This window comes from Mesorhizobium cantuariense (genome assembly GCF_042647205.1).
Classification (GTDB): domain Bacteria; phylum Pseudomonadota; class Alphaproteobacteria; order Rhizobiales; family Rhizobiaceae; genus Mesorhizobium; species Mesorhizobium cantuariense.
On sequence record NZ_JBHRVD010000001.1, the window covers coordinates 6,089,700 to 6,107,030 of the forward strand.

Annotated in this window: 20 protein-coding genes and 2 pseudogenes; 10 read left to right on the top strand and 12 right to left on the bottom strand. The window is 62.0% G+C overall.

The window, feature by feature from the left end; genetic code table 11:
• Nucleotides 1–98: 98 nt before the first annotated feature.
• From ACFOJ9_RS29720 to ACFOJ9_RS29730, 3 genes and pseudogenes are all read left to right on the top strand, one after another.
• Nucleotides 99–293, top strand: a complete 195-nt coding sequence (locus tag ACFOJ9_RS29720) for a DUF1192 domain-containing protein (protein WP_023810953.1) — start codon at nucleotides 99–101, stop codon at nucleotides 291–293.
• A 60-nt stretch (nucleotides 294–353) separates the two neighbouring features.
• Nucleotides 354–1,631 (top strand): annotated as a pseudogene (locus ACFOJ9_RS29725) (MFS transporter); the annotation flags it as partial.
• A gap of 31 nt (nucleotides 1,632–1,662) precedes the next feature.
• Nucleotides 1,663–1,926, top strand: coding sequence for an ArsR/SmtB family transcription factor (locus ACFOJ9_RS29730; protein WP_378984272.1), 264 nt, complete (start codon nucleotides 1,663–1,665; stop codon nucleotides 1,924–1,926).
• Nucleotides 1,927–2,062: 136 nt separating this feature from the next.
• Here ACFOJ9_RS29730 and ACFOJ9_RS29735 read toward each other — a convergent pair whose 3' ends face one another.
• Both ACFOJ9_RS29735 and ACFOJ9_RS29740 read right to left on the bottom strand, forming a co-directional pair.
• Nucleotides 2,063–2,719, bottom strand: a complete 657-nt coding sequence (locus ACFOJ9_RS29735; protein WP_378984275.1) for a glutathione S-transferase family protein — start codon at nucleotides 2,717–2,719, stop codon at nucleotides 2,063–2,065.
• Nucleotides 2,720–2,832: 113 nt separating this feature from the next.
• Nucleotides 2,833–3,659: pseudogene (locus ACFOJ9_RS29740) on the bottom strand (alpha/beta fold hydrolase); the annotation flags it as partial.
• Nucleotides 3,660–3,756: 97 nt separating this feature from the next.
• Here ACFOJ9_RS29740 and ACFOJ9_RS29745 point away from each other — a divergent pair.
• From ACFOJ9_RS29745 to ACFOJ9_RS29755, 3 genes are all read left to right on the top strand, one after another.
• Nucleotides 3,757–4,278 (top strand): winged helix-turn-helix transcriptional regulator, encoded by a 522-nt coding sequence (locus ACFOJ9_RS29745; RefSeq protein ID WP_378984277.1) that lies wholly within the window; start codon nucleotides 3,757–3,759, stop codon nucleotides 4,276–4,278.
• A gap of 77 nt (nucleotides 4,279–4,355) precedes the next feature.
• Complete coding sequence (locus ACFOJ9_RS29750) at nucleotides 4,356–4,589, top strand: hypothetical protein (RefSeq protein WP_023810948.1); 234 nt, start codon at nucleotides 4,356–4,358, stop codon at nucleotides 4,587–4,589.
• 165 nt (nucleotides 4,590–4,754) lie between these two features.
• Nucleotides 4,755–5,186, top strand: a complete 432-nt coding sequence (locus ACFOJ9_RS29755; protein WP_378984279.1) for a GlcG/HbpS family heme-binding protein — start codon at nucleotides 4,755–4,757, stop codon at nucleotides 5,184–5,186.
• 165 nt (nucleotides 5,187–5,351) lie between these two features.
• Here ACFOJ9_RS29755 and ACFOJ9_RS29760 read toward each other — a convergent pair whose 3' ends face one another.
• The 3 genes from ACFOJ9_RS29760 to ACFOJ9_RS29770 all read right to left on the bottom strand — a co-directional run bounded on the left by ACFOJ9_RS29760 (nucleotide 5,352) and on the right by ACFOJ9_RS29770 (nucleotide 7,083).
• Entirely contained in the window at nucleotides 5,352–5,753 is a 402-nt protein-coding gene (locus ACFOJ9_RS29760) for a hypothetical protein (protein ID WP_292186587.1), read from the bottom strand.
• A 244-nt stretch (nucleotides 5,754–5,997) separates the two neighbouring features.
• Nucleotides 5,998–6,180, bottom strand: coding sequence for a 50S ribosomal protein L32 (gene rpmF / locus ACFOJ9_RS29765; RefSeq protein WP_008834724.1), 183 nt, complete (start codon nucleotides 6,178–6,180; stop codon nucleotides 5,998–6,000).
• 141 nt (nucleotides 6,181–6,321) lie between these two features.
• A complete protein-coding gene (locus ACFOJ9_RS29770) occupies nucleotides 6,322–7,083 on the bottom strand; it encodes a transglycosylase domain-containing protein (RefSeq protein WP_378984284.1) in 762 nt (253 codons plus the stop codon).
• A gap of 222 nt (nucleotides 7,084–7,305) precedes the next feature.
• Between ACFOJ9_RS29770 and ACFOJ9_RS29775 the strand changes: the two genes are divergently transcribed.
• From ACFOJ9_RS29775 to ACFOJ9_RS29785, 3 genes are all read left to right on the top strand, one after another.
• Complete coding sequence (locus ACFOJ9_RS29775; protein WP_378984287.1) at nucleotides 7,306–8,223, top strand: polyprenyl synthetase family protein; 918 nt, start codon at nucleotides 7,306–7,308, stop codon at nucleotides 8,221–8,223.
• A gap of 161 nt (nucleotides 8,224–8,384) precedes the next feature.
• Nucleotides 8,385–9,191: a class I SAM-dependent methyltransferase gene (locus ACFOJ9_RS29780; RefSeq protein ID WP_378984290.1), complete on the top strand. Its 807-nt coding sequence runs from the start codon at nucleotides 8,385–8,387 to the stop codon at nucleotides 9,189–9,191.
• 162 nt (nucleotides 9,192–9,353) lie between these two features.
• Entirely contained in the window at nucleotides 9,354–11,693 is a 2,340-nt protein-coding gene (locus ACFOJ9_RS29785) for a response regulator (protein ID WP_378984292.1), read from the top strand.
• Nucleotides 11,694–11,744: 51 nt separating this feature from the next.
• On the opposite strand, the gene ACFOJ9_RS29790 is transcribed toward ACFOJ9_RS29785, so the two are convergent.
• The 6 genes from ACFOJ9_RS29790 to ACFOJ9_RS29815 all read right to left on the bottom strand — a co-directional run bounded on the left by ACFOJ9_RS29790 (nucleotide 11,745) and on the right by ACFOJ9_RS29815 (nucleotide 16,000).
• Nucleotides 11,745–12,227 (bottom strand): GNAT family N-acetyltransferase, encoded by a 483-nt coding sequence (locus ACFOJ9_RS29790; protein WP_378984295.1) that lies wholly within the window; start codon nucleotides 12,225–12,227, stop codon nucleotides 11,745–11,747.
• 242 nt (nucleotides 12,228–12,469) lie between these two features.
• The gene (locus tag ACFOJ9_RS29795) at nucleotides 12,470–13,318 is read right to left on the bottom strand and encodes a Stf0 family sulfotransferase (RefSeq protein ID WP_378984297.1); all 849 of its coding nucleotides are present in this window, start codon (nucleotides 13,316–13,318) and stop codon (nucleotides 12,470–12,472) included.
• Complete coding sequence (locus tag ACFOJ9_RS29800; RefSeq protein WP_378984300.1) at nucleotides 13,282–13,401, bottom strand: phosphotransferase-like protein; 120 nt, start codon at nucleotides 13,399–13,401, stop codon at nucleotides 13,282–13,284. Before ACFOJ9_RS29800 ends, ACFOJ9_RS29795 begins: the two co-directional genes overlap by 37 nt.
• Nucleotides 13,377–14,231, bottom strand: coding sequence for a lytic transglycosylase domain-containing protein (locus ACFOJ9_RS29805; RefSeq protein ID WP_378984302.1), 855 nt, complete (start codon nucleotides 14,229–14,231; stop codon nucleotides 13,377–13,379). Before ACFOJ9_RS29805 ends, ACFOJ9_RS29800 begins: the two co-directional genes overlap by 25 nt.
• A gap of 5 nt (nucleotides 14,232–14,236) precedes the next feature.
• Nucleotides 14,237–15,490: a flavodoxin-dependent (E)-4-hydroxy-3-methylbut-2-enyl-diphosphate synthase gene (ispG, locus tag ACFOJ9_RS29810; protein WP_378984305.1), complete on the bottom strand. Its 1,254-nt coding sequence runs from the start codon at nucleotides 15,488–15,490 to the stop codon at nucleotides 14,237–14,239.
• A 330-nt stretch (nucleotides 15,491–15,820) separates the two neighbouring features.
• Nucleotides 15,821–16,000, bottom strand: a complete 180-nt coding sequence (locus ACFOJ9_RS29815; protein WP_013529217.1) for a YdcH family protein — start codon at nucleotides 15,998–16,000, stop codon at nucleotides 15,821–15,823.
• Nucleotides 16,001–16,239: 239 nt separating this feature from the next.
• Here ACFOJ9_RS29815 and ACFOJ9_RS29820 point away from each other — a divergent pair, with 239 nt between their 5' ends.
• Nucleotides 16,240–16,443 (top strand): YdcH family protein, encoded by a 204-nt coding sequence (locus ACFOJ9_RS29820; protein ID WP_013529216.1) that lies wholly within the window; start codon nucleotides 16,240–16,242, stop codon nucleotides 16,441–16,443.
• A gap of 24 nt (nucleotides 16,444–16,467) precedes the next feature.
• On the opposite strand, the gene ACFOJ9_RS29825 is transcribed toward ACFOJ9_RS29820, so the two are convergent.
• Nucleotides 16,468–17,256, bottom strand: a complete 789-nt coding sequence (locus ACFOJ9_RS29825) for an IclR family transcriptional regulator (protein WP_378984309.1) — start codon at nucleotides 17,254–17,256, stop codon at nucleotides 16,468–16,470.
• Nucleotides 17,257–17,331: the final 75 nt, after the last annotated feature.

The following is a 17,331-nucleotide window of genomic DNA, read 5'->3' on the forward strand; positions in this document are numbered from 1 at the left end:
TATCCGACCGGCTGTTTGCATCGACGCCCCTGCCCTATGTATGCTGATTGCCAAATCAGGCAAATGGCTAATCTGGTCTTGGCGGAGGAGGAGCGACGATGGCGATCTTCGACGACGAACCCAAGAAGAAGGCGCGCCCGCATGAGATCGGGCAGGATTTGTCGCTGCTTTCCGTCAGTGACTTGACCGAGCGGATCGGCATCCTGCGCGACGAAATCGCCCGCCTGGAAGCCGAACTCAAGGCCAAGGACACCACCAAATCGGCGGCTGAAGCACTCTTCCGTCGCGGATAAACGTGCGGGCGCAAAAGCCCGCCGCCGAAAAGCCCGAATGCGACTGTCTTCAGACCCAGCGCACCCGCCAAACTCGAGCCGGATCAAACAATGTTCGCAACCTACCGACCGATCCTCTCGCTGCTTCGCGGCACCGCCTTCCTGCTAGCGGCGTCTGGATTGCACGGGCTACTCTTGCCCCTGCGCGGTCAGCTGGAAGGCTTCTCGACCGCATCGCTCGGCCTGATGGGCACGGCCTGGGCCGGCGGCTTCGTCACCGGCTGCTTCTTCGCGCCGCGCATCGTGCGCCGCGCAGGCCACGTGCGCGCCTTTGGCGCCTTTGCCGCGTCGGGCGCCATCGTGGCGCTGCTCACCGGGCTGATCATCGACGAATATGTCTGGATCCTGCTGCGCGCCTTCACCGGCTTCACCATGGCCGGCGCCTTCATGGTCATCGAAAGCTGGCTGAACGAGAAGGCCACCAACGAAAACCGCGGCACCGTCTTCGGCCTCTACATGATGGTCACCTATGCCTCGATCATGGGCGGGCAGATGATCGTTGCCGGTGGCGACGTGAAGTCGGCGTCGCTGTTCATGATCACCGGCATCCTGTTTTGCCTGTCGCTCATTCCCACCGCGGTCTCGAGCGCTTCCCACCCCAAGCCGTTGCAGGACGTCTCGCTCGACGTCAAAGGCCTTTACGCCAATTCGCCGGTGTCGGCGGTCGCTTGCGTGTTGATCGGCATCGCCAACGGCGCCTGGGGCACGCTTGGCGCTGTCTATGGCGCGCGCATCGGCATTTCCACGGCCGAGATCGCCCTGATGATGAGCCTTGTGGTCGTTGCCGGTGCTGCCATGCAGCTTCCGGCCGGACGCCTGTCCGACAAGACCGATCGGCGTTTCGTGCTGGCGGGGGCGGCTTTCGGCGGGGCCTTGTTCGCGCTCATGATCTTCCTGTTCGAGCCACGCTCCAGCGTCTTCGTCCTTGTCTGCACCGCAGCCTATGGCGCCTTCGCCTACACGCTCTATTCGATCGCCGTGGCGCATGCCAACGACCACGCGCGATCGGAGGATTTCGTCAAGGTATCGGGCGGCCTGTTGCTGCTTTACGGCTTCGGCACGATGATCGGACCCTTGCTGGCCGCCGCCCTGATGGGCTGGATGCGCCCGGAAGGCCTGTTCCTGGCGACCGCCTTCGCGCATCTTTGCCTGGCCGGCTACACGCTGCTGCGCATCAGCCGCCGCGCTCCGGTGCCGATCGGCGATCGTGACGCCTTCAAGACGCAGCCGGCCGACCGTTCGGTCACCCCTGAAGCATTGCGGCTTGATCCCAGAAGAAAAGCAGAAGCAGACGGTTGAGATTCGAAAGGCTTTGCCTCACAAATGAGGCATGATGTTTTCCGACGCCTTCATGGCGATTGCCGACCCCAACCGGCGCCATCTTCTGGAAGAACTTCGCCGCGGCCCGAAAACCGTCACCGAACTGGCCGCCGGCTTGCCGGTCTCACGCCCGGCCGTGTCGCAACATCTGAAAGTGCTGCTCGATGCTGGGCTGGTTCACGCCAAGCCGGAAGGAACAAGGCGCGTCTATACGGTGAGCAGCACCGGCTTCCTCAAACTCAACATCTGGCTCGATCAGTTCTGGGAAGCCTGAGCTTCTCAGCGACATTGCCAGCGGCTCGGTGAGTTGATCACCGATATGGGGTCGCGACAGCCGGTCTGTCGCCGTGCCGATTCGGCCAGCGTCTGGAATATCAGATCGAGCTGGGCAGGATCGTGCAGCATCGCGATCAGCCGTTGTTGTAGGGGAAGAACTTGAAGTAGGGCTGCGCTTCCTCGATCACCCGGGCGAAGGCGGCCCGCTGCAGCAGCCGGTCGTGGTAGCGTTTCACGGCCGGGTGGTTGCCACCGAACGGCTCGACCTTGTTGGCATAGAACAACGCGGGAGACGCCGCGCAATCGGCCATGGTGAAGGTGTCGCCCATCGCCCAGGTCTTCGACTGCATGTCCTGTTCGATGATGGCGTAGGAATTGCGCAGCTGATCGCGGGCTTGCTCGACGCCGAATGGATCGGTCTTGTCCTGCGGCCGCAATCGGTCGCCGACGATCTTCTGCATCGGCTCCTGCACATAGAAATCATAGAAGCGGTCGGCCTGGCGGACTGCCAGCGCCAAGTCGATGTCTGCGGGAACGAGGTCGACCGGCCCCGCATAGTGCGCAGCCAGATATTCGACGACGATGGTCGATTCCAGCACCGTGCGGTCGCGCGCATCGTCACGCAGCGCCGGCATCTTGCCGGTCGGCGAAATCTTGAGGAAGGCCGCGCGCGATTCGGTATTGCCGAGATCGACGATATCAGGCGTAAACGGCGTGGCGTTCTCATACAGCGCGATCAGCGGCTTCCAGCAGAAGGAGGCCAGCGGATGGAAATGAAGCGTCAGGGACATTTTTTGCTCGCCTGTTTGGTGGTTCGTCGGTAGCCGGCGCCGTGCTGCTCGCCAAGGGTTAAACACTGCGGCAAGCATTGCCCGTCAAGGCCCCCGCTTTTGCCGCTTCGACCGGCACGGGCGTGGGCGACGATGCCGGCGACAATCACATCCCAGTCGTCCGGATGCAGCTCGTGCCACCTTCGATCCGAAGAATTTTCGCGCCGGTGACCGCCTCGGCCAGCGCCTCGCCATGTTCGACCGGAAAGATCGGATCCGCCGTGCCATGGATGACCAGCAACGGCGCCGTCATTTCGTGCAGCCGGCCCTTCCATGCACCGCCGCCCTTGAGCATGAAATGGTTGGTCGCGCTCAGCAAGCCGCCGGAGCGATCATAGTCTTGCTCGACGAAGGCGCGCATCCGGGCCTCGTCGAATGGATGCGCGATGCTGGCGATCGCTCGCGCATCCCTGACGATGAAATCGATCACCTGATCACGGTTCGACCAGTCGACCTTCGCGCCCTCGGCGGAGTGCTCCAAGTAGGCCTCGGTCGTCCCGGGCAGATGCGACGTGTCGATCCCCATCGGCGAGCTGCTGATCACCGTCAGCGAAATGACACGCGAGGGGTGTTTCAACGCCACAAGCTGCGCAATCATGCCTCCCATCGACATGCCGACCACATGCGCGCTCTGGACGCCATGGCTGTCAAGCACGGCAATGGCATCGTCAGCCATGTCATCGAAGGTGTAGGGCGGCTCGCCCGGTCTATATTTGGTCGAGCGGCCGGTATCGCGATTGTTATAGCGGATCACGAACAGGCCGGCATCGGCCAGTTTCCGGCACAGCGCCTCCGGCCACCAGAGCATCGAGGCCATCGCTCCCATGATCAGCAACAGCGGCGGGTTCGCCGGATCGCCAAACGCCTCGGATATAATTTCGGGGTGTTCGATTGTCGTCACGGCGCGGTCTCCTCTCCTTCAATACTGATTGCTTTTTGCAATCGGTTGCACGATAATAAAACTGATATGATAATGCAACCGGTTTTGGAGAAATCTTATGAGCATGGATCGCCGGTCCGGGTGCCCGATCAATCTGTCGCTGGAAGTGTTCGGCGACCGCTGGAGCCTGATCATCTTGCGCGACATGATCTTCGGCGGCAGGCGTCATTTTCGCGAACTGCTCAACGGATCGATGGAAGGCATCGCCTCCAACATCCTCGCCGACCGGCTGAAGCGGCTGATGGAGCTGGGCATGCTGACCAAGGCCGACGATCCCTCGCACAAGCAGAAGGCGATCTACAGCCTGACCGAGATGGCGATCACGCTGGTGCCGATCCTGGCCCATCTCGGCGCCTGGGGCCGCGTCTGGCTGCCGGTCACCGAAGAACTCTCGATCCGCGCCGAACTTCTGGAAAAGGGCGGCCAGCCGATGTGGAACAAATTCATGGACGAGTTGCGCCACGAACATCTCGGCATGCCGCTCGATACAATTTCTGGCCCTTCTGTCCGCGCGACCTTGCAGGCCGCCTATGAGGTCGTGGTTGCCAGCAAGGCCATCGCCGCCAACCCGGCCGCTTGACCAACTTATTTTCCCGTTTGGGGGCCGGCTCTGCTAAAAGAGGCGGAAAATCACAATTCACGGGATTGGATAAGGTCTTGGTTGAAAACTCTCGGGATGCTGCCCGCGCGCGCGCCGACCTGCGTTTCAAGAAGCAGGAAGAGGCGGCAACCGTCCGCCAGAAGGCGATGGCCGAATACGTCGCCGAGAGCGACGCCCGCCAGGCCAAGACCAACAAGCTGCGGGCACTGCGTCTCGCCAAGGAAGCGGAAGACCTCGCCAACGCCCCGGCGGCACCAGCCAAGAAGCCGGCCCGCGCCAAGAAAAAGTAGCAGCCACGCCTGGAGCCGCACAAGCGGCAACGCCGTATCCGGATGGTGTCGGCGAAGGCCGCTTTCCATCCCGCCTCTTCACGCGAAGCAATTTCAACCGAAACGGGGATGTTATCTCGCCCGCCAACGGTCAATGATCGACGCGCTTTCAAACAGGAGACTGCCATGACCGCACTGCCGCTCGAAAAAGCCAGGCAAATCATCGATGCCGCCTTTGCCAAGGGTGCCGATCTCAAGCTCAAGCCGCTCGGCGTCTCGGTGCTCGATGCCGGCGGGCATCTGGTCGCCTTCCAGCGCCAGGACGGCGCCTCGTTCCTGCGCCCGCAAATGTCGGCCGGCAAGGCCTATGGCGCGCTCGCCATCGGCATGGGCTCACGCCGCGTCGAAGCCTTCGCCAAGGAGCGCCCGCACTTGGTCGCCGGCATCTCGGACGTGTCGGGCGGACGCGTGCTGCCGGTCGTCGGCGGCGTGCTGATCCGCGACAAAGCTGGCGCCATCGTCGGCGCCGTCGGCATTTCAGGCGATACGTCGGGCAATGACGAAGCCGCGGCAATCGCCGGCATCGAGGCTGCCGGTTTCACCGCCGATCCGGGCTGAGCATCGTTCGGCTTTGAGGCAAGGGTGCGTTGAGATTCAGGTCAGGCCGAGTCGAGAAGGGTGGATTCCGAGAACCGGAACGGAGCGTACTATTGGGTACGTGAGTACCGGAAGCGCAGGAAGCCGCCCTTCGCAGGCCGGCATCACCTGAATATCAATGCAGCCTTAGTTGAGATTGATGTCCCGGCTCGCCGACCGCATCGACACCGCGAATCCGGCCAGCACATCGAACAGCGCGATGACCATCAGCGTGAAGAAAACAGAATGGGCGGCGCCCTTCACCAGCAGGAACTCGACCAGGAACGCCACGAAGACCAGCGTCGACAGAAGATGGTCCATGATCGAGGCATTGGTCGTGCGCACCGACTTCGCCATTTCGAGGAACAGGAAGACCAGCCCGATCAGCACCATCAGGTCGCCAAGCGTCATCGAGAACACCCCGCCCGACATCATGCTGAAGGAAAAGACCTCGCTCGCCCACGGATCGTCACCGCTGCCGAATATTCCCAGCAGTCCGAGATTGTAGAGCACGAAAGGCACGATCAGCAGCGGAATGGCACCGAACATCTGGCGTCTCCATGTGGGGCAATCCTTTGTAGAATGCGCCACAGGCACGCCGTCAAGATTTTTCGGCAGCAGTGCTGAACACGGTCGAAGACCACACGCAACAACCATGTCAGCCGGCTGCCCGGCTGGAGGATCTCGGCGATTGCCGGCCACGCTTCGAGATGCGCGCGACCCGGCCGCCAAACGCAAAAAGACCGGCCACTGGCCGGTCCTTTGACAACTCAAACTTCGAAAAAAGCTGGTCTCAGCTTTCCTTAGGCGTCAACACCTGGCGACCGCGATACATGCCGGTCTTCAGGTCGATGTGGTGCGGACGGCGCATTTCGCCGGAATTCTTGTCCTCGACATAGGTCGGGGCCTTGAGTGCGTCGGCCGAGCGGCGCATGCCGCGCTTGGACGGAGAGGTTTTTCGTTTCGGAACGGCCATGGATATGCTCCATTACATGGTCAAAAAGCCCCGCCCGCCCTCGTGAAAGGGCCATGTCGGGGCCGGAATCTGAGAAAGTCGGGTGCCTATACACGCCCTGCGCCGTTTTGGCCAGCACTGGCGCGAATTTTTTTGAGCTGGCTAGCGGAGACAACCGACATAGGCGCCCGAGCGGCCCGCGCGCCGCTCGATCAGATTGGCCAGCCGTCTCAAGCCCGGCCCGGGCTTGGCCGGGTTGCGGGCGATCGGATTTGGCAAGGAGACGGCGAGCAGGGCGGCTTGCCGTCGCGATAGTTGTTTTGCAGAAACGCCGAAATGGTGCTGTGCCGCGGCCTCGATGCCGTAGATGCCTGGCCCCCACTCGGCGATGTTGAGATAGATTTCCATGATGCGCCGTTTCGACATCACCGCATCGAAATAGACGGCCAGCGGCAGTTCGACCACCTTGCGCACCGAACCCAGCGGCCGTGACCAGAGAAACAGGTTCTTCACCGTCTGCATGGTGATGGTCGAAGCGCCGCGCGTTGCTTCGCCGGCCAGCGCGTCGTCGACGACGCCCCGCAATTCGCCGAGATCGATGCCGCGGTGGAAGCAGAACTGCCCGTCCTCCGACATGATGACGGAATTGGCCAGCACCGGCGACACGTCGTCGATCGACACCCAGCGGCGGTCGTAACCGGAGAACGTCGCCAGGTCCTTCAGCATAAGCGTCGAGACCGGATGCACGAAGGATGGCAAATAGAGGAACGTCAGCACGATCGGAAGCAGCGCCAGCACCGCGGCCACGACGATGCCGCGCCGGACCCAGCGCTTGAGACCGCGGCGGTTCACGCCTCGCGATCTCGTCGCCATGTCCAGTTTTTCGATTTCATGATCGACGATCGGTTCCGCCAAGCCGCCCAACCCGTGCCAGAGAGCTCGTTTTGAAACTCGCTCCTGTGAGTCATATGACGGTGTTTTCGAGAACCGGAGCGGAGCGTACATTGGAGTACGTGAGCACCGGAAGCGCAGAAAACGCCTTCAGATGACCGCAGGAGTAGAGTTTCCAAACGGGCTCTTACTGCTCCGGCATAATGGCGCTTGCCTTCTTGCGCAACGTCTGAGTGTCGGCTACCGGTCCCGGCCATGACGAATGACGACGAAATGGCGTTCGAAATGGCGCTCATCAGACGGGCAGCCGCCGTCGAGGTGCTGCTGCGGCGGTTGCTCGACGACCGCGCGCTTTCGGGCGAGATCGCCCGGCCCGACCGTCTGATGGCGGCGATGCGGCACGGCGTGCTGAACGGCGGCAAGCGCCTGCGCCCCTTCCTGGTCATGGAAAGTGCCGCCCTTTTTTCCGCCGACGGCGAGGCAGCGTTGCGCGTCGCGGCTGCGCTTGAATGCGTGCATTGCTATTCGCTGATCCACGACGATCTACCGGCCATGGACGACGACGATCTGCGCCGCGGCCAGCCAACCGTGCACAAGGCCTTCGACGAGGCAACCGCCATTCTGGCCGGCGACGCCTTGCTGACGTTGGCCTTCGACATCATCGCCGGCGAAGCGACAATGCTGCCTGCCGAGCGGCGGGTAGCCCTGGTGCTGGCGCTTGCCCGCGCCGCCGGGGCCGGCGGCATGGTCGGCGGCCAGAAGCTCGACCTCGAAGCCGAACAGGCGCCACCGGACGAGGCCGGCATCATCCGGCTGCAGGCGATGAAGACCGGCGCGCTGATCCGCTTTGCCTGCGAGGCCGGCGCCATCATCGCCGGTGCTCCCGCCGAGGACCGCGAACGGCTGGCTGAATTCGGCTCGGCGATCGGCCTTGCCTTCCAGCTTGCCGACGACCTGCTCGACTTGACCGCCGATGCCAGCCAGATGGGCAAGGCGACCGGCAAGGACGCTGCCGCCGGAAAGGCGACGCTGGTGGCGCTACATGGAGCGAATTGGGCACGCAGCCAGCTTCACGGCCTCGTCGAACAGGCACATGCACTGCTTGAGCCCTATGGCGACGATGCCCAGCTGCTGAAGGAAGCGGCGACGTTCGTGGCGGCGCGTACCAGCTGAGGTTGGGGCCAACCAAGACATCGAACTGATCAAAGCCCGCTCGTCCTCCGCCGGCCAATTCAGAAATAGAACTTGAGCGGAAGCCTGCCGAAGCAGAGGATCGACATCGCTTTGCCATCCACACGGCAACGACGCGGTGCGGACAGAGTTGGAGGGATGCCATGTCGACCACCGACAAGCTGTTCACCGGTTCCATTCCCGAGGTCTACGACCGGGCGATGGTGCCGTTGATCTTCGAGCCATATGCGCGGGATCTGGCGGAGCGGGTGTCGAAGCTCGGGCCGCAGTCGGTGCTCGAAGTGGCGGCGGGCACCGGCGTGGTGACACGGGCGCTCGCAGCAAGACTGCCGGCGCAAACACGCATCGTGGCCACCGACCTTAACCAGCCCATGCTTGACCACGCGCGCACACGTATGGCGGACGATCCTCGGATCATCTGGCAGCAGGCCGACGCTCAGGCGCTGCCCTTCGAGGACGCACAGTTTGACGCCGTGGTCTGCCAATTTGGCGCGATGTTCTTCCCCGATCGAGTGGGCGCCTACGGGCAAGCCCGGCGGGTGATGCGGCCGGGCGGGCACTTCCTGTTCAACGCCTGGAGTGCCATCGAAGAGAACGAGTTCGCTGAGGAAGTGACGCGGGCGCTCGGCCATCTCTTCCCCACCGATCCGCCTCGCTTCATGGCGAGGACGCCGCATGGCTATCACAATGCGGACACCATCCGTGCCGATCTGCATGCCGCCGGATTCCACGACGTCACCATCGAGCCTCTGGATGCCGTGAGCGCCGCTCCATCACCCTATGAGGCGGCCGCGGCTTATTGCCAGGGCACACCCCTGCGGGCCGAGATCGAGGCGCGCGGCGGCTCGCTGGAAGAGGCGACGCGATACGTGGCGAATGCCATGGGGAAACGGTTCGGGGAAGGCCCGGTGAGTGGCCGCATCCGCGCCCTCGTCGTGGCAGCGGCCTGACGCATGTTCAGACGCGACAGGCGTTCGTTGCGAAAGGATTGTCAGGGTCAAAAGCTGTCATCCATCCGGCGATTCGCGTGGTTCGCCTATCCACACGAAATTTTAATGTAAATGAAGCGTAATCCCGACCATTAAAATGGTGCGTATGTGTTGGGGTTGCGCATGCCAGAATATTCGTCCTTCATCCGGTCAGTCCGGATTCGCTATATTTCAGGGTTGCTGATCTTCGCGCTGGCTTCCGCAGCCATCGTGATTGCGCTCGATCGTGTCAATTCCTTTCGCCGTGACATCGATGCGCTGAGCAGCAACCTCGTCGTCTTCACCCGCGACCTGCGCAACGCGACCAGCTTTGCCGAGACGACCGGCACCGCCTGGCGGGTGGAGACGCGCGATGCGCTGACCACATCGGCGCGCGGCCATTCGGAGCGCCTGACCGGCGAGATCGAGACGCTGACCGCCCAGCTTGCAGCGATCAAGCCGCGCCTGTCTGCCAAGACCGTCAACGAGCTTCAATCCGCTTCCGTCAACGGCGATCTGTTCTGGTCGCCGCGCGACATGGTGCGCAATTTCAACCTGATGTCGGTGGCGCAGAAGGTCGACGAGTGGAGCTATCGCGAAATCCGCAACCAGAACGACCTGTTCGCCCAGCCCATGCTGGTCCGCGTCCGCACCGCCATGGACGATGAGCGTCACCTGGCCGACGCCTCCAGCGACAGGCTGCTTCTGTGGGCGAGCGGCATCCTGTTTGCAGCCCTTGCCATCGTCGCGTTCTGGATCTTCCGCCCGATGGAAGTGGCGATCCGCCGCGCCTTTGCCGAATCCGCCGAATCCCTGTTCAAGGCCGAGGCCGCTGACCGCGCCAAGTCCGAATTCCTGGCCAATATGAGCCACGAAATCCGCACGCCGATGAACGGTGTGCTCGGCATGGCCGAACTGCTGGCCAAGACCGATTTGACGGCGCGCCAGAAGACCTTCACCGACGTCATCGTCAAATCCGGCAACGCGCTGCTCACCATCATCAACGACATCCTCGATTTCTCGAAGATCAATGCCGGGCAACTCACCCTCGACCCCGCTCCCTTCCGTCTCTCCGAGGCGGTCGAGGATGTGGCGACGCTGGTCTCGGCGCGCGTCGCCGAAAAGAACCTCGAATTGATCGTGCGCGTCGACCCGCGCTTGCCGACCCATGTCGTCGGCGACGCCGGCCGGTTCCGTCAGATCATCACCAACCTGCTCGGCAACGCGGTGAAGTTCACCGAAAAGGGTCATGTGCTGATCGATGTCGGCGGCGAGATCGTTAACGACGTGGTCCAGCTCAAGGTTCGCGTCGAGGACACCGGCATCGGCATACCGGCCGAGAAACTGCAGAACGTGTTCGAGAAATTCGCGCAGGTCGACGGCTCGTCCACCCGCCGCCATGAGGGCACTGGGCTGGGCCTCGCCATCGCCGCCCGCCTCGTCGACCTGATGGCAGGCAAGATCGGCGTCGAGAGCGAGATCGGCCGCGGCTCGGTGTTCTGGTTCGCGGTGCCGCTGCCCGCGCATCAGGCCGCGGCGCGCGACGAGATCGTGCCGGTCGACGTCACCGGCGCGCGCGTGCTGGTCATCGACGACAATCCGGTCAACCGCGAAATCCTGCTCGAGCAACTCAGGAGCTGGAGCTTCGATTGTGCCGCCGCCGAAAGCGGCGCCGTCGGGCTAGCCTTCCTCGACCGCGCCTTTCAGCTGGGCGCCGCCGTCGACTGCATTATCCTCGACTACCAGATGCCGGGCATGAACGGCGCCGACGTCGCCAGAGCCATTGCTTCCGACAGCCGGCTGTCTTCCATCCCGGTGGTGTTGCTGACCTCGGTCGACCAAGTCGATTTCGGCAAGATGATCATCGACTTCGGCATTGCCGCGCACCTGACCAAGCCGGCGCGCTCCGCGGTCCTGCTCGGCACCGTCATCTCGGTCGTGCAGAAGGCCCGCTCGCAGGTCGGCAAAGCGCAGTTCGTCCGCGAACCGATCGTGCAGGCTCCCCCGGCAGCGCCGCCCGCCTTCACCGTCATTCGAGGCCCGGCAATGCCGGCCGCGGCAGCGCCGGAATCGACAACCACGCCGAACGGACCGATCGACATCCTCATTGCCGAGGACAATGACGTGAACCAACTGGTGTTCGGCCAGATCCTCAACGGGTTGGGCTTGAGCTACCGCATCGCCGGCAACGGCCGCACGGCGGTCGAGATGTACCGGGCGCTTCGCCCCAAGCTGATCTTGATGGACGTCTCGATGCCCGAGATGAACGGCTACGAAGCGACGCGCGCCATCCGGGCCATGGAGACCTCGACGGGCACGCACATACCGATCATCGGCGTCACCGCGCATGCGCTGAAGGGCGATCGCGACAAGTGCATCGAGTCCGGCATGGACGACTATCTGCCGAAGCCGGTTTCGCCCGACCGGCTCGGCACCAAGATCGGCACCTGGCTCAGCGAGACGGTGGTGGCCAAGACGGCGTAGCCAGGGGGTACACAGGGCAGATCTGGGGGCAGGTCGTTTAGCTGTGATCCATCAACATTTACTTTTGATGGTCTTGCTCATGTTAACGCCGGTGACGCGAAAACCGGTTACCTCATAGACATGTTTGGCGCGCTTGTTATCCTCGGCAACGCGCAACTTAATCTGTTCGAACCCCGTCTGCGCCAGTTCAGTTTCCAACGCATATAGTGCCTGTTTGCCGAACCCTTTTCTCTGGTGTGCAGCGAAGATATAGAAGTCTTTGATAAATACGGAGCGACTTGCTAGATCCGGTCGGTACCAAAAATAACCCACGACGCTCTTAGCTTCCGGCGTTTGATTTAGGATACAGAGCAGGACCTCGCCGGGCGTATTGATGCCATGTGGTAGGTCGTCCGCGATTTCCTGCTTGGCCTGTGCTAAGGCCTGAGGGCCTGAAAGACCGTAGTTGGCCGAAATCTCGGTTGCATAATCAGTGATGAAATAATCGAGGTAAGCCGGATATTCGCTATCACACATGGGTCTGAATGAGATCATTGTATTTCCTGTTTCGAGCCTACGTCCCCGCTGCATGCTAGGGAAAAAGATTTCCCACTCGACAAAATTGCGAGCATTACAAGTCCGCCGACAAGTTTGCGCATCGCTGAAAGCGATAGAGTCTCAACAGATTCAACCGGCGGCAGCTCCATAACCTCGTTGAATCACAAAACATCACTGTTGGAATCAGGCGCGCTCCCGAACCTGCCCCGTGTACCTTTGCCCGGCAGCCATCGATACATTCAGGCGGCTGCGTCCAGATGGTAGCGGCGCATCCAGTCGAGGCTTGTCTCGTCGGAAAGCTTTGCAACGTCGGGCCTGACGTCATCGGCGTCAGGTGCTTGAACGTCCAGGGCTTCGCAGATGCCCAGCAATGTCGCAGCCGGGTTGGCGGCAAGACGCTCATAGCCAACCCGCAGCGGGATAATGCCTTGTGCTTCGAACCATATGTTCCAGGCCGCATCATAGTTCTCGAGGTCCGTGACCTCACGTCTGATCCGCTCGAAATCATACTGGGGCTCTTTCGGTGGTGCGACCCTTTCGATCTCGGTGCCGTCGGGAGCGATATGCCAAAGGCCGGTCTGCTCGGCTTTGATCAGGGAGACAGCCTGCGCCAGCTTGTCCTCCCGGGAGAGGTGTATGTAGAGAATGCGGCCAAAGGCCTTTTCAAGGCGCGCTCTGTCAGATGGCAGCTGTGGGAAAATCCGGTCGAGGATCGCCGAGAGTTCATCCAGATTTTCTCGCATCAAACGAAGGCCAAAAATGCCTGTTCCACCCTTGCCGGCAGCGATCGCCGCGTTGAGATAGGCGACATTGAATTCGAGTTCGCTCATCGTGCCGTGATCAGGCAGATTCCACTCTTCGGCCCACTCCGACACGTCCTGCCGCCGATAGAATGAGTGAGGATTGCCGGCCGTCTTCGTGGCCGCCAGAAGCTTGCACAGCAAAGTGCTTCCGGTTCTCGGCGTGCCGCAGATAATGTATCCGTCGAACATGTTACGGCCCATGCTGCTCGTCAAAGGCAGGGCTGTCGCCCCTGGTAAGATGGCCGCCGCTATAGCTGAAATCTTTGCTGGATGCGACGGGCGCATTCCAGCGGCGTGAGGACGCTGGTGTCGACTTCGAGATCGTAGTCTATGTTCTGGTGCGCTACCGGTTGCGCACCACCACGCACGCCCCACCGACACTTTGCAATTTCTGGCAGATGACGTTGGCATCGGCGCGGCGGTCGACACCGATCCTGACCGCGTAGATACCGCGCCGGCCGATTGGCGTGCGCACCCGGCTGACCACCGGATCATGCCCGTTGAGCAGGGCCGGGAACCGGCTCCTCACCCTGAGCCACTGGTTGATTGCGGCACCGCGGCGGAAGTTGCCGGCCACCTGGATGCCCCATGGTTTTATGTTGATCGAGGCCATCGCCACGGTCCGCGACATGATCACTGGCAGCCTGCGGCAGGCGACGGCAAAATCCGCGTTTGCATCCAGCGGCTCGATCTTTCCGCCATAGGCCCGGTCGGCGAATTTGTCGGCCGGCTCGCCCATGATGTCGAAGACATAGCTTTCGGTTTCCATCGGCAGAAAGCCGCCGGAGCTGAGCCAGCGCGACACACGGCTCTCACCGGCATTATAGGCGGCCGCCGCCAAGCCGAGATTGCCATAGCCGGTTTTCATTTCGGCGAGATATCTGGCCGAGGCCGGGATCGCCTGGTTGATGTCGAAGGAATTGGCGAGCCCGCGCATCTTGGCGGTGCCCGGCATGAACTGGGCGATGCCCTCGGCGCCAACCGGACTGACGGCGTTTGGATCGAAACGGCTTTCCTTCCAGATCAGCCGGGCGAAGAAATCCCGCGACAGGCCGTTCCGGTCGGCATGCGCCTGGATCAGGGTGCAGACCTTGTCGATCAGCCGCTGCTTGGCGGATTGCGGCGGATCGGCCTGAGCGAGTGTCGACCAGACCAGCCCATACAGCAGGATCAGCGCCACCCAAAGGAAACGCTGCATCTGTTCTACTCTGCCGCGGCCTTGCCGCCGCGACCGAACCTCTGTTCGATATAGTCGACGACCATCTTCTCGAAATCCGCCGCGATCGACGGCCCGCGCAGCGTCGCGGCCTTCTTGCCGTCAACAAAGACAGGTGCCGTCGGCGTCTCGCCGGTGCCTGGCAGTGAAATGCCGATGTCGGCATGCTTGGATTCGCCCGGGCCGTTGACGATGCAACCCATCACCGCGACCTTGAGGTTCTCGACGCCGGGATATTTTTCCCGCCACACGGGCATGTTTTTGCGCAGATCGGCCTGAATGTTCTGGGCGAGTTCCTGGAACACGGTGGAGGTCGTGCGACCGCAGCCGGGGCAAGCGGCGACGATCGGCACGAACTGCCTGAAGCCCATGGTCTGCAGCAGCTCCTGCGACACCTGCACCTCACGCGTGCGGTCGCCATTCGGCTCTGGCGTCAGCGAGATGCGGATGGTGTCGCCAATGCCTTGCTGGAGCAGGATACCCATGGCGGCCGACGAAGCGACGATGCCTTTCGAACCCATGCCGGCCTCGGTGAGGCCGAGATGCAGCGCGTGGTTGGAGCGGGTGGCGAGTTCGGTATAGACGGCGATCAGGTCCTGCACGCCGCTGACCTTGGCCGACAGGATGATTTTCTCGCGGCCAAGGCCGATCTCTTCCGCCATCTCGGCCGACAGGATCGCCGACTGCACGATCGCCTCGCGCATCACTTGCTGCGCGGTCAGCGGAAAGCCCTTGGTCTGGTTGTCGTCCATCAGCCGGGTCAAAAGCTCCTGGTCGAGCGAGCCCCAGTTGACGCCGATGCGCACCGGCTTGTCGTATCTGATCGCCATCTCGACGATCGCGGCGAACTGCCGGTCTTTCTTGTCCTTGAAGCCGACATTGCCGGGGTTGATGCGATATTTGGCCAGCGCCTCGGCGCAGGCCGGATGATCGGCCAAAAGCTTGTGGCCGATGTAGTGGAAATCGCCGACCAGCGGCACGTTGATGCCAAGCCGCAGAAGCCGCTCATGAATGCGCGGCACGGCGGCGGCACTCTCGTCGCGGTCGACGGTGATGCGTACGATCTCGGAACCGGCACGGTGAAGTGCTGCAACCTGCGCAACGGTCTGGTCGATGTCGGCCGTGTCGGTGTTGGTCATCGACTGCACGACAACAGGCGCGCCGCCGCCGACGACCACGCCGCCGACATCGACGCCAACCGATGTGCGGCGGGGGAAAGGAGAGGAAAAATATCCGGTCATGCCGGCAGCCTTTTGTCTCTGGAGCGCCATGCGTCCACTTGAACGCACAAAGTGCGCTCCGGGCCGATGCGCTAAGTCCGGGCATGAGGTGGAGGAGCAAAGATGGCTTGTCAATGGCGACAGGTCGCCACTGGCCGGAATCGGCCCGCGCCAGGGGCCAGAAACAATCGATGATCTGGCGAAAATCTGGCGACGGCCGAAGCGGAATTTAAGCCGAATGGAGGTCCAGCTTAGGCTGATGGCCCGGCGCTGGAATCAAAACCACCGCGCCGGCGGCGTGTGCCGCCGGGAAAAGAGGCGCCGATGGTAAGCGGCTATGTCAGGAGGGCATCAATGCGTGGTCGGTTTCCCTCTTAGTTTTTCAATCTCGTCCTTGAGTGCCAGCTTGCGTCGCTTGAGATTCACGATTTCGAGGTCGTCGACCGATGGATGGTTCATCGCGTCATCGATTTCACGTTCGATGTCGCCGTGTTTCCGCTGCAACTCATCAAGATGGGATGCAAGAGACATGATTGGTTCTCCCTTTCATGGTTTCCTCGATTGCAGCCGTCACGGCGCGTCCACCGCAGGTTCGCTTCTGTGACGGCACAATGACACTGTGCCACCATCCGGCCGCGATGTCGAATGGTCCGTGGTAGCATTCCACGACAATGTGAAATGTGATATGGGCAGCACGCCGGTGATAAAAGACCCCGGCCCCGCCCAATCAGGCCCAGTTTTGGGCGCCGCAGACGTGCAGACGGTAGAGAATGTCCGATCAGGAACAGGCCGATATCCGCCTCGAATTTTCCCGCCTGAAGCAGGAACACGCCGATTTCGATGCGGCCATCAACGCGATGATCGCCATGGCCTGCGATCCACTGCAGATCCAGCGCATGAAGAAGAAAAAGCTGTTCCTCAAGGACCGGCTGATGGCGCTGGAAGACAAGATCATTCCCGACATCATTGCCTGAACGGCGTGTACGGCTTTCGAGTGCCTATGCGGCGATCGAAAGCTTCGCAGCACGATTGCGCAGCAGGCCGATGAGTTCGCCGGTCCGCTCCTCGGACGTATCGATGGGGACCACCAGGCACATTGTCGCCTCGACCTTACCCGGCGCTGAAAACACCGGCGCGGCAAGGCACTTCGTATAGGCATCGACAAGGCCCGAAGTGACGCAATAGCCGGTGATCCGCGCTTTTGCGATGTCGGCGACGAAATCGTCGAGCCGCAGTTTGCGCCCGTCGGGCAGCACGAGATCGTCGTCCGACACCATGTCTTCGATCTCAGCTTTCTCCAGCCCCGCCAGAAGCAGCCGCCCCGAGGCCGTCCAGGGCAGCGGTATCTGCAAGCCGGTGGCGGAACTGATGCGGAACGGCCTGTTGCCCGGACTCGCGTGGACGATCGTATAGCGCCCGCTTTGCAGCATGCACAGTTCCGAGGTCTCGCCGGTTTCGCGCGACAGATTGTCGACCTCCTGGCGCCCCCGCCTCAAGAGGTCGTTGCCCCGCACATAATCCATTCCGTAGAGATAGAGCTTCTTGCCGAAATAGACGCGATTGCCGTCGCCTTCCATTTCCAGCAGTCCTGCATCGACCAGCGATCGCACCAGCGTGTAGGTCGTCGAGCGGGGCGCGTTCACGCCCTTGGCAAGGTCGCCAATGCCGATCGCCCGCTGCGTCGTGTGAAGAAACTCCAGAATCTCGAGCACCCGGTTGAGCCCCTTTTCACGGGAGCCCGAAATCTTCTCGCCGGCTGAAACTGCCGAAGCATTGCCATCTTGCATTGTCGATTCCTGGTGTTAGTATCTGTCTTGTATAGGATACACGTATCTCTTGTAAGAGACAAAATCGCCGACGCG

Excerpts from the sequence above, each read along its gene's own strand:
- ACFOJ9_RS29720 (WP_023810953.1), top strand. The coding sequence starts at position 99 with ATGGCGATCTTCGACGACGAACCCAAGAAGAAGGCGCGCCCGCATGAG.
- ACFOJ9_RS29730 (WP_378984272.1), top strand. The coding sequence starts at position 1,663 with ATGATGTTTTCCGACGCCTTCATGGCGATTGCCGACCCCAACCGGCGC.
- ACFOJ9_RS29735 (WP_378984275.1), bottom strand. The coding sequence starts at position 2,719 with ATGTCCCTGACGCTTCATTTCCATCCGCTGGCCTCCTTCTGCTGGAAG.
- ACFOJ9_RS29745 (WP_378984277.1), top strand. The coding sequence starts at position 3,757 with ATGAGCATGGATCGCCGGTCCGGGTGCCCGATCAATCTGTCGCTGGAA.
- ACFOJ9_RS29755 (WP_378984279.1), top strand. The coding sequence starts at position 4,755 with ATGACCGCACTGCCGCTCGAAAAAGCCAGGCAAATCATCGATGCCGCC.
- ACFOJ9_RS29760 (WP_292186587.1), bottom strand. The coding sequence starts at position 5,753 with ATGTTCGGTGCCATTCCGCTGCTGATCGTGCCTTTCGTGCTCTACAAT.
- rpmF (WP_008834724.1), bottom strand. The coding sequence starts at position 6,180 with ATGGCCGTTCCGAAACGAAAAACCTCTCCGTCCAAGCGCGGCATGCGC.
- ACFOJ9_RS29775 (WP_378984287.1), top strand. The coding sequence starts at position 7,306 with ATGACGAATGACGACGAAATGGCGTTCGAAATGGCGCTCATCAGACGG.
- ACFOJ9_RS29780 (WP_378984290.1), top strand. The coding sequence starts at position 8,385 with ATGTCGACCACCGACAAGCTGTTCACCGGTTCCATTCCCGAGGTCTAC.
- ACFOJ9_RS29785 (WP_378984292.1), top strand. The coding sequence starts at position 9,354 with ATGCCAGAATATTCGTCCTTCATCCGGTCAGTCCGGATTCGCTATATT.
- ACFOJ9_RS29790 (WP_378984295.1), bottom strand. The coding sequence starts at position 12,227 with ATGATCTCATTCAGACCCATGTGTGATAGCGAATATCCGGCTTACCTC.
- ACFOJ9_RS29795 (WP_378984297.1), bottom strand. The coding sequence starts at position 13,318 with ATGCGCCCGTCGCATCCAGCAAAGATTTCAGCTATAGCGGCGGCCATC.
- ACFOJ9_RS29805 (WP_378984302.1), bottom strand. The coding sequence starts at position 14,231 with ATGCAGCGTTTCCTTTGGGTGGCGCTGATCCTGCTGTATGGGCTGGTC.
- ispG (WP_378984305.1), bottom strand. The coding sequence starts at position 15,490 with ATGACCGGATATTTTTCCTCTCCTTTCCCCCGCCGCACATCGGTTGGC.
- ACFOJ9_RS29815 (WP_013529217.1), bottom strand. The coding sequence starts at position 16,000 with ATGTCTCTTGCATCCCATCTTGATGAGTTGCAGCGGAAACACGGCGAC.
- ACFOJ9_RS29820 (WP_013529216.1), top strand. The coding sequence starts at position 16,240 with ATGTCCGATCAGGAACAGGCCGATATCCGCCTCGAATTTTCCCGCCTG.
- ACFOJ9_RS29825 (WP_378984309.1), bottom strand. The coding sequence starts at position 17,256 with ATGCAAGATGGCAATGCTTCGGCAGTTTCAGCCGGCGAGAAGATTTCG.